We start from the raw sequence: 16934 nt of genomic DNA, 5'->3' as shown, positions 1-16934 counted from the left end.
TATGTTCTTACACCAGAAAATCACTCAGTATAAGACGCTTTTTCTTCTTCTGTAACGTCTTTCATAGATAGCTTAATGCGGCCACGCGCATCCACGTCTAATACTTTAACGATGACATCTTGACCTTCTGAAAGGAAGTCAGTCACAGCACGGATACGCTCTTCAGCGATCTGAGAAATGTGAACCAAACCATCTTTTCCAGGTAAAATATTAACAAAGGCACCAAACTCAGCAAGACGAACCACTTTACCTTTGTAAAGTTTATCCACTTCGGCTTCCGCTGTAATTTCATGAATTTTCAACAGCGCCGCATCAGAAGACGCTTTGTCTGCTGCGTAAATGCGAACCGTACCGTCGTCGTCAAGATCAATAGACGCACCGGTTTGCTCCGTAATGGAACGAATCATCGCGCCACCTTTGCCGATAACGTCACGGATTTTTTCAGGATCAATCTTAATCGTTGCCATAGAAGGCGCGTTTGGAGACACTTCTGGGCGAGCATAACCAATGACCTGAGCCATTTCGCGAAGTATATGCTTACGCGCTTCCATCGCTTGGCTTAGGGCGATATCCATGATTTCTTCATTGATACCTTCGATCTTAATGTCCATTTGCAGTGCTGTGATACCTTCTTCGGTACCCGCCACTTTAAAGTCCATGTCGCCAAGATGATCTTCGTCACCCAAGATATCTGTTAATACTGCAAAACCGTCGTCTTCTTTGATCAGACCCATTGCGATACCCGCAACTGGCGCTTTCAAAGGAACACCCGCGTCCATCATCGCCAAAGAAGCACCACAAACAGACGCCATTGAACTTGAACCGTTTGATTCAGTGATCTCAGAGACGATACGAATGGTGTATGGGAATTCATCTTCAGATGGCAATACTGCTTGAACACCACGACGAGCTAGACGACCATGGCCGATTTCACGACGACCAACGCCACCCATGCGACCACACTCACCCACAGAGTAGGGAGGGAAGTTGTAGTGCAACATGAAGCTGTCTTTACTTTCGCCAGTCAGACCATCAGACATTTGAGCATCACGGCTGGTACCTAACGTACAAGTCGCAATCGCCTGAGTTTCACCACGTGTAAACAAAGCCGAGCCGTGAGTTTTGCTCAACAGGCCGACTTCAACGTTGATGGGACGCACGGTTTTGTTATCACGACCATCGATACGTGGCTGACCATCGATAACACGACGACGTACCGTACGTTTCTCAAGTTTCGCAAAAGCACCGGTTACATCCGCTTCAGAGAATTCACTTTCTTCAGTCGCCAATGCAGCAACCGCTGCAGAGCGCACTTCGCCTAGTTTCGCGTAGCGAGCCATTTTTTCACTGATGCCGTATGCTTCTGCGATTTGAGCCGCGTAGCCTGTGGCTAGCGCTTCAGTCAAGGTAACATTTACGGCTTCTGCTTCCCATTCCCAGCGAGGTTTAGCACACTCAGCGGCGAATTCTGTAATTGCAGAAATAGCCGATTGCATTTCTTTGTGTGCGTAAAGTACCGCACCTAACATTTCGTCTTCGGTAAGCTCTTGGGCTTCTGACTCAACCATCAAAACGGCGTCTTTCGTGCCCGCAACGACCATGTCTAGCAAAGAACCTTCTAAATCAGAATAGCTTGGGTTAAGAACGTAACCAGATTCGTCGTTAAAGCCAACGCGTGCTGCACCGATAGGACCATTGAATGGAATACCAGAAATCGTCAAGGCAGCAGACGTTGCCAACATAGCCGCAATATCTGCGTCCAAGTTCGTATTGGTAGACATAACCATACAAACAACCTGAACTTCATTCATGTAACCCTTTGGAAACAATGGACGAATTGGACGGTCAATAAGACGCGAAGTTAGGGTTTCTTTTTCAGAAGGACGACCTTCACGCTTCAAGAAGCCACCAGGAATTTTACCAACCGCATAAGCACGCTCTTGGTAATGAACGGATAATGGGAAGAAATCTTGACCTGGTTTAGCCGATTTTGCACCGACAACAGTCGCCAATACTTGTGCATCACCAATAGTACAAAGAACCGCGCCCGTTGCTTGACGAGCGATGCGGCCGGTTTCTAGTGTTACGGTATCGTTACCGAACTGGAAAGTTTTTGTCGTAATACTCACACGTATTCCTTTTGGTTAAAAAATTCTTCTCCCAAAGACCTCTTTTTAAGCCAGTACTCATATGGACTCTTAAACCTCTCATCGTTAGGTTGTTGATTGTTATCTAACCTGTGAAAAGAAAAAGCGCATATGAAGTACAGGCTGTCCCTTGGGAGTGCAATAAAAAAAGGGCCATAATAATTTATGGCCCTTTCTCAGTCTTAGCGACGTAGACCTAGTTTTTTGATCAAACTAGTGTAACGAGCTGCATCTTTACGCTTAAGGTAATCCAACAATTTACGACGCTGGTTTACCATGCGGATTAGACCGCGACGAGAATGATGGTCGTGGATATGAGCTTTAAAGTGACCTTGAAGACCTTCGATGTTCTTAGTCAACAATGCTACTTGAACTTCAGGAGAACCTGTGTCGCCTTCCGCTACTTGAAACTCTTTTACCAACGCTGCTTTTGATTCTGCAGACAATGCCATAATCTTAATCTCCAAATTAATATGCTATTAAAAGTAAAGGATAGCCGAGCATATTTTCAGTCATCCTAGGCCAACAAGTTTACCATTTTTTTTCACAGAACTCACTGCTATTTATAATGAGAACTCACTGGTATTTACCAACCGATAAGGCCGCAAAAACGCCCCTTTTACTTGCCCAAGCCCTAAGAAACGCTGAGTACCAGAATCAAACATTCTGACGACGGTGTCGTTTTCTAAGGCCATTGGACTGTGTACTGTTCGGCCAAACATCATATCCAGCGTATCTACCTCAGGTAAATCCACTTTGATAAAGTGCTCAACCGCCGTATCCATTGAGATAAGATGAGAATCTAGCGCCTCATAACCTTGCTCAGCAATCGCTTCAAACTCTTCCAACGACATCATATTTTCAGGCAGATAGCCTGCCGTTGAAATACGATGCAGCGAATGCAAGTGCGCCCCACAACCCAGTGCCTCGCCAATATCCTCACCAATGGTACGAATATAAGTGCCTTTAGAGCACTGAATATCGAGGGTTAACGACTCTTCGGTTCGAGAAACCAAGGTCAAATTCGAAACAGTCACACGACGACGCTTACGCTCAATAACGATCCCTTGACGTGCGTATTCATACAAAGGTTTACCTTCATGCTTCAACGCAGAATACATGGGGGGAATTTGCTCTATTTCGCCACGAAAGCGATCTAAGATAACGTTCAGCGCCTCATCGGTCAGTAAAGGTATCGACTCTTGCGTCAACACCTCCCCTTCTCGATCACCTGTAGTGGTTCTTTTCCCTAATTGAATGCAGGTCAGATAACGCTTATCCGCATCCAACAGGTACTGAGAAAACTTAGTCGCATCACCAAGACACAATGGCAACATTCCTGTGGCCAGTGGATCAAGTGCGCCGGTGTGCCCCGCTTTGGCCGCCTGATACAGGCGGCGAACGCGTTGCAAAGCTTGATTTGAACTTAACCCTATCGGCTTATTCAATAGAACAATACCGTCTACCGAACGCCATTTTGCCTTAGCCATACAAACCTATCTACTACTCGCCTTCGATACCGTTTTTCGTCTCATCATCACGAATCGCTTCGTCAATTAAAGTCGACATCCGCGAACCATTGACCACACTCTGATCATAGTGAAAGCGCAAATGCGGCATGACACGTAGCTTTACTTCTTTTGCTAAACGACGACGCAAAAAACCTTTGGCGCTGTCCAGTGCCGCTTGATTTTCAGCCAGAACTTCCGGCTGATCGTCTTTACCTAATACGGTGTAATAAATATCCGCATAGCCTAAATCTTTTGCTACACGCACTTCGTTGACCGTAACCAACCCTAAACGAGGGTCTTTTACTTCAAACTGGATTAAAGACGCCAGCTCCTTTTGGAGCTGGTCACCAATCCGACTAGTACGACTAAATTCGCCTGCCATGATTTTGCCTTATTAAAGCGTACGCGCTACTTCGACGGTTTCAAAAACCTCGATCTTATCGCCTACTTTGACATCGTTGTAATTCTTCACACCGATACCACATTCCATGCCACGGCTTACTTCGCTCACTGCATCTTTAAAACGACGCAACGATTCAAGCTCACCTTCGTAAATAACCACATCATCGCGTAATACGCGAATCTGCTTACTACGATAGACCGTACCTTCGATAACCATACAGCCAGCAACCAAGCCAAACTTAGGTGAACGGAAGATATCACGTACTTCTGCGGTCCCTTTAATGTCTTCACGAAGATCTGGAGACAACATACCAGACAAGGCAGATTTCACGTCGTCGATGATATTATAGATGATGCTGTAGTAACGAAGATCGATACTTTCGCGCTCAATGAACTGCTTAGCAGACGTATCAGCACGTACGTTGAAGCCAAAGATGACCGCATCAGAGGCCAACGCTAATGTAGCGTCTGTCTCAGTAATACCACCCACACCGCTTGATACGACGTTTACTTTCACTTCATCCGTATTCAAATCGGTCAACGATTTAATCAAGGCTTCAAGAGAACCACGAACATCCGCTTTCAATACAACATTTAACGTACGAACTTCATCTTTACCCATTTCAGAGAACAGGTTCTCTAATTTAGCCGTATGTTGGCGGGCAAAGCGGACTTCACGGTATTTGCCTTGACGGAAGTTGGCTACTTCACGCGCTTTGCGCTCATCAGCAACCACGATAAACTCTTCACCGGCTTCAGGCGTACCGTCCAAACCAAGGATCTCAACAGGAATAGAAGGACCCGCTGAATTGATCGCCTTGCCTGTTTCGTCCAACAAAGCACGTACACGACCCATTTGAAGGCCAGCCAAAACGATATCGCCTTTCTTCAAAGTGCCGTTTTGTACAAGCAAGGTTGCCACTGAACCACGTCCACGATCAAGACGGGCTTCAACGACAACACCCTTACCTGGCGCACTTGGAACTGCCGTCAACTCAAGTACTTCTGCTTGAAGCAAAACAGCTTCTAATAAGGCTTCAATACCCTCACCAGACTTAGCTGAAACACCGACGAACTGAATGTCACCACCCCATTCTTCAGGCACAACTTCTTGAGCCACCAATTCGTTTTTAACACGATCAATGTCGGCGCCTTCTTTGTCGATCTTAGTCATCGCAACAACCATAGGAACGCCAGCCGCACGAGCGTGCTGAATCGCTTCAATAGTTTGTGGCATCACGCCATCGTCTGCCGCACACACAAGTATAACAATGTCAGTTGCTTTGGCACCACGAGCTCGCATAGACGTAAAAGCCGCGTGTCCAGGTGTATCAAGGAAGCTGATCATGCCGTGTGGCGTTTCAACGTGGTAAGCGCCAATGTGCTGGGTAATACCACCAGACTCACCAGCCGCCACACGTGTTGTACGAATGTAATCCAACAAAGACGTCTTACCATGGTCAACGTGACCCATTACCGTAACAACTGGCGCGCGCTTAATCGCTTCACCTTGGTAGTCAATCGCTTCGATCATGTCGTTTTCAACGGCATTCTCATCAATAAACTTGGCGGTATGGCCCATTTCTTCAACCACTAACGTTGCAGTATCACGATCAATCGTTTGGTTAATGGTCGCCATAGCGCCCATTTTAAACATGATCTTAATCACTTCCGCGCCTTTCACGGCCATTTTTTCAGCAAGCTCTGCGACGGTAATACTCTCTGGAAGCGCTACTTCGTGGATCATTTTCGCCGTTGGCTTTTGGAAACCATGCTCTTGTTTAGATTGCTTCTTGTTTTTACGACCCAATTTGCCACGACGGGTAAACTCATCTTCGTCGTTAACATTCACACGTGCAGTGCGTTTGTTGTCTGGATTGACACGCCCACGGGGCTTGTCTTTGTCGTTGTTACTCTCATGTCTCACTGGACCTTTTTTACCTTTCGGTGCAACCGTTGACTTTTTATTGTCCATCGCTGGTTGAGAGACTTTTTTCGACGCTTTAGGCTTCGGTGATTCCACGGGTTCTGCCGCTCCTGTATCGGAAACATAGTGCTCCGTATCATTGACCGCGCCAGCATCTGCGACGGCTGGTGTAACCGCTGCTTCTTGACGCGCTTTTTCTTCAGCTTCAGCTTTCGCCTTTGCTGCCTTCTCTTCTTGTTGCTTGCGCTCTGCTTCTACTCGCACTTTCTCTTCTAACAAGCGCGCTTGCTCTTCTTCGAGGCGTTTGGCCAGCAATTCTTCTTGTTTTTGCGCTTCTGCATCACCGTCATCGCGTTTAACATAAGTCCGCTTTTTCTTGACGGCGACATTAACGGCTTTACCGCCGTCACCGCGAGATAAAGTACTCGTGGTCTTACGCTGCAAAGTAATGCGTTGGCTATTGCCAGCGTCATCACCGTGCTGGCGCTTCAAATGCGTTAACAATGTCTGCTTTTCAACTTCAGAAACTTCTTGGTCTGCTCTTGTTTGAGGCAAACCAGCGTCCTTCATCTGAGTTAGTAGCTTATCGACCGGTGTTTCGACCAGCTCGGATAGTATCTTTACGGTTTGAACTGTCATTAAGTTCCCCCTTATGTACTCAGATTTTATTCAGATTCAGCAAACCAAGGAGCACGAGCAGTCAATATTAGACTTCCCGCACGAGCTTCAGTCATACCTTCAACTTCAAGCAATTCATCAACAGACTGCTCGGCCAAATCTTCCATAGTGACAACCCCCATAGAAGCAAGCACTAGAGCAAGATGGTTATCCATCCCGTCCATAGCCAACAAGTCAGCCGCTGGTTTAGCGCCATCTAACTGCTCTTCAGCTTGAAGCGCCTGATTTAATAAAGCTTCTTTTGCTCTTGAACGCAGCTCGTTTACTAAATCTTCATCAAATCCATCAATATCTAGCATTTCTTCCATTGGGATGTAAGCGATCTCTTCAAGAGAAGTAAACCCTTCATCAACCATCTGAATGGCTAAATCATCGTCAATGTCTAAGCCTGCAACAAAAATATCAATCAGTTTCTGAGATTCCTCTTGCTGCTTGGCTTCCGCGTCTTCACTGGTCATTACATTTAAAGACCACCCCGTCAACGTAGATGCCAAACGAACATTTTGCCCGTTACGACCAATCGCCTGTGCTAAGTTATCGCTCTTAACCGCCACATCCATTGAATGCGCATCCTCATCGATTACGATAGAATCCACTTCCGCTGGGGCCATAGCGTTGATAACAAGCTGTGCCGGATTATCATCCCAAAGAACAATGTCCACACGCTCGCCATTCATCTCGTTAGATACAGCTTGCACACGTGCACCACGCATCCCAACACACGCACCGATAGGATCAATGCGACGGTCGTTTGTTTTAACAGCGATCTTGGCACGCAAACCCGGATCACGAGCCGCACCGCGAATGTCGATGACTTCCTCAGCGATTTCTGGCACTTCTAGACGAAACAATTCGATCATGAACGCGGGCGCGTTACGTGAAAGAATCAATTGCGCACCGCGACTGTCTTCACGAATCTCAAGCAACAAAGCGCGGATACGATCATTCATTCTGAAACTTTCACGAGCAATTAACTGATCTTTTGGTAAAGACGCTTCCGCATTCTCACCAAGATCAACAATCAAGCTATCACGAGTCACTTTCTTGACTTGACCATGCACAAGCTTACCGACTTTCTCAGTATACAAGGCCACCATCTTAGCGCGCTCAGCTTCACGAACCTTCTGAACAATCACTTGCTTAGCCGTTTGCGCTGCAATACGGCCAAACACTTCCGACTCAACTTCTTCTTCGTAAATTTCGCCGATCGCCACACCTAGATTTTGTTCTTCAGAATCGTCTATGGTGAGTTCATAAGCGGGGGCAGAGTAGTCTTCATCTGCCACAATATTCCACTGTCGGTAAGTTTTATAATCGCCGGTACGCTGATCAATAGAAACACGAATTAATGCGTCTTCTTCAAAACGGCGTTTGGCAGCACTCGCTAAGGCGATCTCAACGGCTTCGAAAATAACTTGCTTCGAAACATCTTTCTCGTTGGATACGGCCTCTACTACCAAAAGAATTTCTTTGCTCATCCTTTTAGCCTCTCTTCAAGGTAAATATTTAAAATTGCGGAACAACATTTGCTTTATCGATCAAATCGATAGGCAACAAGTATTCTTCTTGATCGACACGAATAACAACGTCTTCGTTTTCGATCCCCATTAGTTGCCCTTTAAACTTACGACGACCATCAAAAGGCACGCGTAAACGCAAAGAAACGATAGATCCAATGTATGCTTGATAATGAGCCAGTCCAAACAAAGGGCGTTCTAATCCAGGCGACGACACCTCTAGGTTATATTCGCCTGTAATAGGATCCTCAACATCTAAAATGGCACTCACCTGACGACTAACTTGAACACAGTCTTCTACATCTATGCCTTTTTCGTCATCGGTTTCTATATAAATACGAAGTACAGAATCTTTACCTAGCGATAAATACTCCATCCCCCAGAACTCAAATCCTAAACCTTCAACGACTGGCCGAATAAGTTCTTCTAAAATCGTATATTTTGCTGACAATCGTTTTCTCCGAAAACTAATTTTTTATAAAACGTAGAAACAAAAAACGGGCTCAAGGCCCATTTTATTTGTAAACAGTGCAGAGTTCAGATAATAAAAAACCCCATTTAGGGGCCTTTTATACGTCACTCAGATAACAATGAGTAAACATCCTTCCAAGGAAGGGCATCAATCCTGACACTAAATACGCAAGATCGTTGGCAATAAAACCAAGGACCTAAATAGCTATGTCGTCACTATACACAAAGATTAGCAACTATTCAAGATTGGTGCGGATGGGGGGACTCGAACCCCCACGAGCATAGCTCACCACCCCCTCAAGGTGGCGCGTCTACCAATTCCGCCACATCCGCAAAACTTTTTAAAAAACACTTTAATCTAACAGCACCTTATTCATTCGGCACTTTAAACTATTCAGTAACAGGCAAATCAGAAGTCGTTGTTTTCTTCACAACACCTAGATCAGGCAAGCCTGCACCATCGTCAACTTGAGACGCTGAAGGAACAAAATCCAGCGACCCAGAAACACCTTTTGCTTGCTCACTAGCAAAAAACGCTAAGCCAAAACTTGTCAGAAAAAACACCAATGCAAAAACGGCTGTCATTTTCCCAAAAAAGCTACCACTACCTTGACCGCCAAATACTGTTTGAGACGCACCACCACCAAAAGAGGCACCCGCATCCGCACCCTTGCCTTGCTGCAACAAAACCAACGCAATAATAGCTACTGCCGCTAGTACATGCAAAACCAAAATAAGTGCTTCCATCAATTAACCTGCTGTTTTTACGATTGCTATAAATTCTTTTGCATCAAGTGATGCACCACCAACAAGAGCACCATCTACATCAGGCATTTGAAACAATGCCGAGCTGGATGATGCCTTAACACTTCCGCCATACAAAATCTGAACTTTCTGAGATACAGACTCTGACAACGCAGCCAAATAAGCTCTAATTGACCGATGAACCTCTTGCGCCTGATCTGCACTCGCAGACAACCCTGTTCCAATTGCCCAAACAGGCTCGTATGCTATGACCACCTGCTCAAACAACGCAATACCAATTTCATCAATCACAGCACGAAGCTGACGCTCGCACACTTCGATTGTCTTGCCTGCTTCACGCTCTGACAAGGTCTCGCCGATACACAACATAGGAGCCAATCCAGACGCCAACACTGCTTTCACTTTCGAGGCAACAAGCTGATCTGTCTCACCATACAATGAACGACGTTCAGAGTGCCCAATTAAAACATACTTGACACCAAAGTCGCTTAACATGGAAGTAGACACTTCACCAGTATAAGCCCCTGATGTTTTTTCACTTACGTTTTGAGCCGCTAACACAAGAGCGCTGCCTTGTATCAGATCATTAACTTTAGAAAAATAAGGAAACGATGGTGCAATAACCACTTCGGCGCTAGAACTCTCTATCTCCAATAGTCCGCTAATCAGTGAAACAATCGACTCTGATGAGCCATTCATTTTCCAGTTACCCGCTACTATTTTTTGACGAATCATATTCTAACCCCTAAATTCGAGGCGCCTATTCTATGGAATGGGCGCGTTTGTTTCAAGTATTTATTATCAAACCACACACAAAGTTTTCATTGGCCATTCACTTTCGCTGAAACAACAGATTTAACCTCTTCTACCAGGTAATCAACCAGCTCATCAACAGTTTCATGATCACGCCCCTCAACCATGACACGAATCAGGGGCTCCGTACCAGACGCTCTTAACAACACGCGACCAAGACCATTCAAACGCTCATTTGCAACCGCGATCGCTTTTTGTAAAGCAGGCTCTTCATTCGGCACAAAACGCTTAGCAACACGGATATTTTTTAACTTTTGTGGGAATTTAACCAAACCCACCAAAAGCTCATCCAGTGTTTTACCTTCCTCAACCATTGCCCTAAGTACCTGTAGCGCCGCAATAATACCGTCCCCTGTTGTTGTAATAGAGCGACAAACAATGTGACCTGAAGGTTCACCACCTAACACCCAGCCATGCTGCATTAGCTTTTCATTAACATAGCGATCACCCACGGCGGCACGACTAAAGCCAATCCCTGTCTCAGAAAAAGCCAACTCTAAACCAAAATTACTCATCAAAGTGCCTACAACCCCACCACTAAAACGGCCAGTTCGCATCAAATGATTCGCAATAATAAACAAAATATCATCACCATCGCGCACCACACCGTGGCGATCAACTAAGATTAAGCGATCACCATCACCATCCAATGCAATACCAAGGTCTGCCTCTTCGGCCAATACATTTTTGCGCAGCAATTCAGGCTTGGTCGCGCCACTAAATTCATTAATATTCAAGCCATCAGGATTAACACCTATCGAAACAACCTCAGCACCCAGCTCAGAAAAAACACGCGGAGCAACGTGATAGGTAGCGCCATCCGCGCAATCCACAACAATCTTAAGACCGCTCAACTGTAACCCAATAGGGAATGTTCCTTTGCAATACTCAATATAACGGCCCGCCGCATCGTCAATACGTTTCGCGCGGCCGATTAAACTGGATTCAACTACTTCCATAGGCTGCTCAAGAAAATACTCGATGCGCTCTTCTATCTCATCGGATATTTTTCCCCCATCAGCAGAAAAAAACTTTATGCCATTATCAGTATAGGGGTTGTGCGACGCACTGATAACAATGCCTGCACTCGCCCGAAATGTTCGAGTAAGGTAAGCAATCGCTGGCGTTGGCATCGGACCAACCAGACGAACATCCGCCCCAGCCGCCACGATGCCAGACTCAAGAGCTGACTCAAACATGTAGCCAGAAATGCGAGTATCCTTACCAATCAGTATTTTCTTGTCGTTTTCCTTAAACACTTGGCCCGCTGCCCAACCAAGCTTTAACATAAATTCCGGCGTTATCGGTGTCGTTCCGACTTTGCCACGAATACCATCTGTCCCAAAATACTTGCGCATCACTCTTCTCTCTCAATACGAGACATCAACGCCAACATATCAACATGCGGCCTAACATCATGAACTCTAAAAATACGAGCCCCCTTTAGGTAAGCGGACGCATTGGCCCCCATAGTACCGTAAAGACGCTCTTCAACGGGCAACCCCAATACTTCACCTATCATGGCCTTTCTGGAAAGCCCCATCAAGACGTCGAAACCATACGATCTGAACACCGCCGTATTGCGTAGCAAAGACAGGTTGTGTTCCAACGTCTTACCAAAACCAATACCTGGATCAAGGATGATCCGCGAACGGTCAATGCCAGCCAACTCACACTCAGCCGCCCTTGACAATAAATAACCTGCAACCTCATCCACCACATCGACATAAGATGGTTGGACTTGCATTGTTTGCGGCCCACCTTTCATGTGCATCAGACAGACAGGCAAACCAGTGTCAGCCGCAGCTAACAAAGCGCCTTCTCGCTCAAGCGCTCGCACATCATTAACTAAGCCAGCACCTAATGCAGCCGCACCGCGCATCACCTCTGCCGTACTAGTATCAACAGACACGACAATATCGAAGCGTTTTTTTATCGCTTCAACTACGGGTAAAACTCGATCGACTTCTTGCTCAATAGTCACTGGGGCAGCGCCTGGCCGAGTAGACTCACCACCTACATCGATTAAACTAGCGCCTTCTTGAATCATTCGCTCTGCTTGTCGCAACGCCAATTCAAGGGAGTTAAAAGCACCACCATCAGAGAAAGAATCAGGGGTAACATTGAGTATCCCCATAACATGAGGAAGGGACAAGTCTAACGACTTGTCCCCAAATAACATTAACGACATGAAACAACCCTATGAATCATTAGCAGCGCACGTTATTCGCCTGTTGGCTTTGGCGCTTGATTTAGCGTATCAGCTGACTCATCCACAGTGTCACTGGCCTGGTGTGAAGAAACATCAGCTTCAGGAGCAGACCCTTCATCCTTCGGCGCATTCGCACTAGGATCAGACCAGCCTTCAGGAGCAGAAGGCTTATTGCCGTCCATAATTTCTTTAATTTGCTTGGCATCAATCGTCTCATATTGCATCAATGCCTCCGCCATAACGTCTAATTTGGCTCTATTCTCTTCCAACACAGTGGTCGCTGTTTTGTAACAACGACTGATAATGTCCTGAACTTCAGAGTCAATAATTTTACCGGTTTCAGGTGAAAAATAGTTCGACTTACTGCCAGTAGGACCCGATATAAAGCTTCCGCTATTGTCGTCCTCTTCATAAGCAAAGGGACCCAGTTTCTCAGATAACCCCCATTTTGTGACCATGTTGCGTGCAATACTAGTAGCTCGCTCGATGTCATTGGAAGCACCAGTAGAAACCCCATCAAAGCCGTGAATCATTTCTTCAGCAATTCGACCGCCATACAAACTGCATACCTGGCTTTCAAGCCCGCGCTTACTGATGCTGTATTTATCTTCTTCAGGCAAATACATAGTCACACCCAAGGCACGACCACGAGGAATAATAGACACCTTGTATACAGGGTCATGTTCAGGCATTAAATAACCAATAATCGTATGGCCCGCCTCATGATACGCTGTGTTCAATTTTTCTTTATCGCTCATCACCATGGTCTTACGCTCAGCGCCCATGAGGATTTTATCTTTCGCCAATTCAAGCAATTCCATATTTACCAAGCGGCGATTAGAACGAGCAGCAAACAAAGCTGCCTCGTTAATCAAGTTAGCCAAATCAGCACCTGAGAAACCTGGCGTACCACGTGCAATATTTTTTGGCTCAACATCGTCATCACAAGGCACTTTACGCAAATGCACTTTTAAGATCTGCTCGCGACCACGAATATCTGGCAGACCCACTTGCACCTGACGGTCAAAACGACCTGGACGAAGCAAGGCAGGGTCCAATACATCCGGACGGTTTGTCGCCGCGATCACGATAATACCTTCGTTACCTTCAAAGCCATCCATTTCTACCAGCAACTGGTTTAACGTTTGCTCGCGCTCATCGTTACCGCCCCCCATACCGGAGCCACGATTACGACCCACCGCATCAATCTCATCAATAAAGATAATGCAAGGCGCGTGTTTTTTTGCCTGCTCAAACATGTCGCGCACACGAGACGCACCAACACCCACAAACATCTCAACGAAATCTGACCCTGAAATAGTGAAGAAAGGCACTTTCGCTTCGCCCGCAATCGCTTTAGCGAGCAAGGTCTTACCTGTACCAGGAGGACCACACATCAAAATACCACGAGGTATTTTACCGCCAAGACGCTGAAATTTAGACGGTTCACGAAGAAAATCTACCAATTCCTCAGTGTCTTCTTTCGCCTCATCACACCCCGCCACGTCTGCAAAAGTGGTTTTAATTTGATCTTCCGGCAAAAGGCGGGCTTTGGATTTACCAAAAGACATAGGGCCGCCTTTACCGCCACCGCCACCTTGCATTTGACGCATAAAAAACATAAAAATCGCGAGAATAAGAAGAATAGGAAAACTCGCCACCAACAACTGCGTCCAAATACTTTGTTGCTCAGGCATTTTACCTTCAACAATGACATTATTGGTAAGCAGGTCGTCCATAATTTTAGGATCGGCGGCGGCAGGTCGAACAGTATCGAATGTGTCCCCACTGCTGCGCGTTCCGCTGATGGTGTAACCTTCTACAACCACTTTTGCGACACGCCCATCTTGCACTTCTTTAACAAACTCAGAATACGAAATTCGGTTCGTTTCAGGCGCTGTATTGAAGTTATTAAACACAGTTAGTAATACGGCTGCAATTACCAACCACAACAGTATATTTTTCATCATATCGTTCAAGAGCACACCTCTAAACGGTTATTGTAAATGTCTCTGGTTATTGTACCAGAACCATATCCGGTTAACCTTTGTATTGTCTTCCTAATAAATACACCTCACGGCTTCTCGCTCGTGACGCATCTGGCTTACGCGTGACCACAGACTCAAATTGAGATCGCATGGCCTTCAGGTACTCTTCAAACCCCTCTCCTTGAAACACTTTAACCAGAAAATTCCCGCCTGGACGCAACACTTGAGACGCCATATCCAAAGCAAGCTCTACGAGATACATGGCTTGTGGCTGATCAGAAGCACTATTACCACTCATATTGGGGGCCATATCTGAAATTACAAGATCCGCTTTTTCATTGCCTATCTCTGTCAAAATAGACTCATACACATCTTGTTCGGTAAAATCACCTTGAACAAAACGCACACCAGGCAAAGGCGCCATTTCTAAAATGTCTGAAGCGACTACGGTCCCATGATCTCCCACTAATTTAGCCGCCACCTGGGACCACCCTCCAGGCGCCGCACCCAAATCAACAATACGCATCGCCGGACGAAGCAGTTTATCTTTATCGTTTATCTCTATGAGCTTGTAGCTGGCCCTAGAGCGATAACCATCTTGTTGGGATTTTTTGACATACGGATCGTCAAAATGTTCCTTCATCCAATTATTACTACTTTTTGATCTTGCCACGTTTTCATCATACCTAAATCAGTCAATATTCCGCTATAATATCGCTTAACCTCTTAAGCCTCCAATAAAGAGGATCAACTAACATGAGAAAATTTTACTATGAGTCTTACAAACGCCCAAAAAAAGCAATTTCGCAACATCGGACACGAACTTAACCCAGTCGTTATGATTGCGGGCAATGGATTAACCGAAACAGTGTTGGTCGAAATTGATCGCGCTTTAGAAGATCACGAACTGATTAAAATCCGCATCAGCATCATGGATCGCGAAGTGCGCAGCGCATTGATCGCAGAAATCAGCAAAATAATGAAATGCGAAACCGTACAAACCATCGGCAAAGTGGCCCTTTTTTACCGCGCTGCACTGCAAGCCAACCCAAAGCTGTCCAACTTACTTCGTTAACACCAAGCAGCGAGATAGCCTTTTGATCAAAAAACAGGCTATCTCTAAACTCTTTAAGATCATGGCCGATACCTTTAAACGTTAATAGAGGATTCGCACCATGCTTTTTATCGAGGCACTTAATAAAGCAAGCCCCCAACCCCACGAAAAAAAACCCTTCATGAGGGGAAAATATCGTTCTGTTGTCAGCAACAAGGATTCTGTTGACCTAAGCACAGCCGCACACCAAGTAAAAGAAATCCGCCTTAATAGCAAGGAAAAAACACCACTTACCGCGTCGATTAGCATTTTTGCAAACCTCGTTGAACACGTATTGCTTCATATTATTGAAGGGAAGGTTCAGCTACTCTCCCCAGAAGAGCTTAATGTAGACTCAAAAGAATGGTCTCTGTCTTTGCAAGTACCTCCTGTTAACGCGAATCCAGACACAAGGGCTTCAGAGTACCTATCACCAGAAAAAAAACGACCACAGCCAATCAAGTCGCTCGTCTTCCATATACCGGTCAAACCCATTTACGGCCCTCCAATAGAAATGACGCTACTGGTTTCGCCCCATTATGGCTCACCAAAAGTGCCCGATATTTTTCGCACCACGCCAAAAGAAAATTGGTTGCCTACTTTGCGAACGCCGTATCTGCCAGACGTACTGCACCGACAACTCACGCATCACCATATCTTACTGGACCAAGACGGGGAACCAGACCAATTGTCCCCGCTGTATTTGCATGCCCATCAAACCCAGCCAATAGACACAAAAGCCCCACTTTTTAATATAGATGGACTGCGAGTTTGGCGAGTAAAAAACACCCTTTTAGCGCCTATCGCGCTAGGCGATCACCAGATCGGCTTGCTCTTTGTGGGCCACCACAAACCGCTCGGCGTCAGCCAGATCAGCAAAAACCACAGCGAAAAGCAGATAAATAACCTTAATACAAAGGCTTAATGCTGTTCTGTACTATTTCAAGTCAAAAAAAGCCCTTTGTGCGCAAACACAAAGGGCTTTTTTACAGCCTGAACAATACAGGCTTTGCACTAAATCTTAAAACTAAATACTAAAGCTCGCACCACAGCCACACGTAGAGGTGGCATTTGGGTTTTGTACAACAAAGCGTGAGCCTTCTAAATTTTCCTTGTAATCCACTTCAGAGCCAACAAGATACTGAAAACTCAATGGGTCAACCACCAAAGTCACACCGTTACGCTGAACTTCTGTGTCGTCTTCCTGATGTTCTTCATCAAAGGTAAAGCCATATTGAAAACCAGAACAGCCCCCTCCCGTCACATACACCCGTAACATCAGTCGATCGTTTTCTTCTTCAACGATCAATGATTGCAACTTTGCGGCGGCCGCGTCTGTAAACTCAATAGGATCAATCGATTCAACCATGCTCATTTCAACACCAATACGCTATTTTAATGTTTCGATTA

Annotated in this window: 16 protein-coding genes and 1 tRNA gene; 2 read left to right on the top strand and 15 right to left on the bottom strand. The window is 45.8% G+C overall.

All coding sequences use genetic code 11. The features are described 5' to 3' along the window. Window positions 1-20: 20 nt before the first annotated feature. The 14 genes from pnp to rlmE form a co-directional block, all read right to left on the bottom strand. Complete coding sequence (gene pnp, locus FXV75_RS03575) at window positions 21-2129, bottom strand: polyribonucleotide nucleotidyltransferase (RefSeq protein ID WP_148831211.1); 2109 nt, start codon at window positions 2127-2129, stop codon at window positions 21-23. A 200-nt stretch (window positions 2130-2329) separates the two neighbouring features. After that, complete coding sequence (gene rpsO, locus FXV75_RS03570) at window positions 2330-2599, bottom strand: 30S ribosomal protein S15 (protein ID WP_012068748.1); 270 nt, start codon at window positions 2597-2599, stop codon at window positions 2330-2332. A gap of 111 nt (window positions 2600-2710) precedes the next feature. Then, complete coding sequence (truB, locus tag FXV75_RS03565) at window positions 2711-3637, bottom strand: tRNA pseudouridine(55) synthase TruB (RefSeq protein ID WP_148831210.1); 927 nt, start codon at window positions 3635-3637, stop codon at window positions 2711-2713. Window positions 3638-3650: 13 nt separating this feature from the next. After that, window positions 3651-4040 (bottom strand): 30S ribosome-binding factor RbfA, encoded by a 390-nt coding sequence (gene rbfA / locus FXV75_RS03560; RefSeq protein WP_148831209.1) that lies wholly within the window; start codon window positions 4038-4040, stop codon window positions 3651-3653. 12 nt (window positions 4041-4052) lie between these two features. After that, window positions 4053-6626: a translation initiation factor IF-2 gene (gene infB / locus FXV75_RS03555; protein ID WP_148831208.1), complete on the bottom strand. Its 2574-nt coding sequence runs from the start codon at window positions 6624-6626 to the stop codon at window positions 4053-4055. A 26-nt stretch (window positions 6627-6652) separates the two neighbouring features. After that, the gene (gene nusA, locus FXV75_RS03550; RefSeq protein WP_148831207.1) at window positions 6653-8143 is read right to left on the bottom strand and encodes a transcription termination factor NusA; all 1491 of its coding nucleotides are present in this window, start codon (window positions 8141-8143) and stop codon (window positions 6653-6655) included. A gap of 28 nt (window positions 8144-8171) precedes the next feature. After that, a complete protein-coding gene (rimP, locus tag FXV75_RS03545; RefSeq protein WP_148831206.1) occupies window positions 8172-8633 on the bottom strand; it encodes a ribosome maturation factor RimP in 462 nt (153 codons plus the stop codon). A gap of 267 nt (window positions 8634-8900) precedes the next feature. Then, window positions 8901-8986: transfer RNA gene (locus tag FXV75_RS03540), tRNA-Leu, on the bottom strand. A 57-nt stretch (window positions 8987-9043) separates the two neighbouring features. Beyond that, window positions 9044-9400, bottom strand: coding sequence for a preprotein translocase subunit SecG (gene secG, locus FXV75_RS03535; RefSeq protein ID WP_148831205.1), 357 nt, complete (start codon window positions 9398-9400; stop codon window positions 9044-9046). Between the two features lie 3 nt (window positions 9401-9403). Next, window positions 9404-10153, bottom strand: coding sequence for a triose-phosphate isomerase (gene tpiA / locus FXV75_RS03530; RefSeq protein WP_148831204.1), 750 nt, complete (start codon window positions 10151-10153; stop codon window positions 9404-9406). Between the two features lie 86 nt (window positions 10154-10239). Next, window positions 10240-11589 (bottom strand): phosphoglucosamine mutase, encoded by a 1350-nt coding sequence (glmM, locus tag FXV75_RS03525; protein ID WP_148831203.1) that lies wholly within the window; start codon window positions 11587-11589, stop codon window positions 10240-10242. After that, window positions 11589-12422, bottom strand: a complete 834-nt coding sequence (gene folP / locus FXV75_RS03520) for a dihydropteroate synthase (protein ID WP_148831202.1) — start codon at window positions 12420-12422, stop codon at window positions 11589-11591. Before folP ends, glmM begins: the two co-directional genes overlap by 1 nt. 32 nt (window positions 12423-12454) lie before the next feature. Further along, on the bottom strand, window positions 12455-14422 hold the full coding sequence (ftsH, locus tag FXV75_RS03515) for an ATP-dependent zinc metalloprotease FtsH (protein WP_262368454.1): 1968 nt from the start codon (window positions 14420-14422) through the stop codon (window positions 12455-12457). A gap of 61 nt (window positions 14423-14483) precedes the next feature. Beyond that, window positions 14484-15104: a 23S rRNA (uridine(2552)-2'-O)-methyltransferase RlmE gene (rlmE, locus tag FXV75_RS03510; RefSeq protein ID WP_148831200.1), complete on the bottom strand. Its 621-nt coding sequence runs from the start codon at window positions 15102-15104 to the stop codon at window positions 14484-14486. Between the two features lie 99 nt (window positions 15105-15203). Here rlmE and FXV75_RS03505 point away from each other — a divergent pair, with 99 nt between their 5' ends. Continuing rightward, window positions 15204-15506, top strand: a complete 303-nt coding sequence (locus FXV75_RS03505; RefSeq protein ID WP_148831199.1) for a YhbY family RNA-binding protein — start codon at window positions 15204-15206, stop codon at window positions 15504-15506. Between the two features lie 100 nt (window positions 15507-15606). Next, on the top strand, window positions 15607-16449 hold the full coding sequence (locus FXV75_RS03500) for a hypothetical protein (protein WP_148831198.1): 843 nt from the start codon (window positions 15607-15609) through the stop codon (window positions 16447-16449). 102 nt (window positions 16450-16551) lie between these two features. Here FXV75_RS03500 and erpA read toward each other — a convergent pair whose 3' ends face one another. Next, a complete protein-coding gene (gene erpA / locus FXV75_RS03495) occupies window positions 16552-16893 on the bottom strand; it encodes an iron-sulfur cluster insertion protein ErpA (RefSeq protein ID WP_187424919.1) in 342 nt (113 codons plus the stop codon). Between the last annotated feature and the right edge of the window lie 41 nt (window positions 16894-16934).

Origin of the sequence: Marinomonas sp. IMCC 4694 (assembly GCF_008122525.1) — a bacterium.
Classification (GTDB): Bacteria; Pseudomonadota; Gammaproteobacteria; order Pseudomonadales; family Marinomonadaceae; genus Marinomonas.
This window is presented reverse-complemented; position numbering and strand designations above follow the sequence as displayed.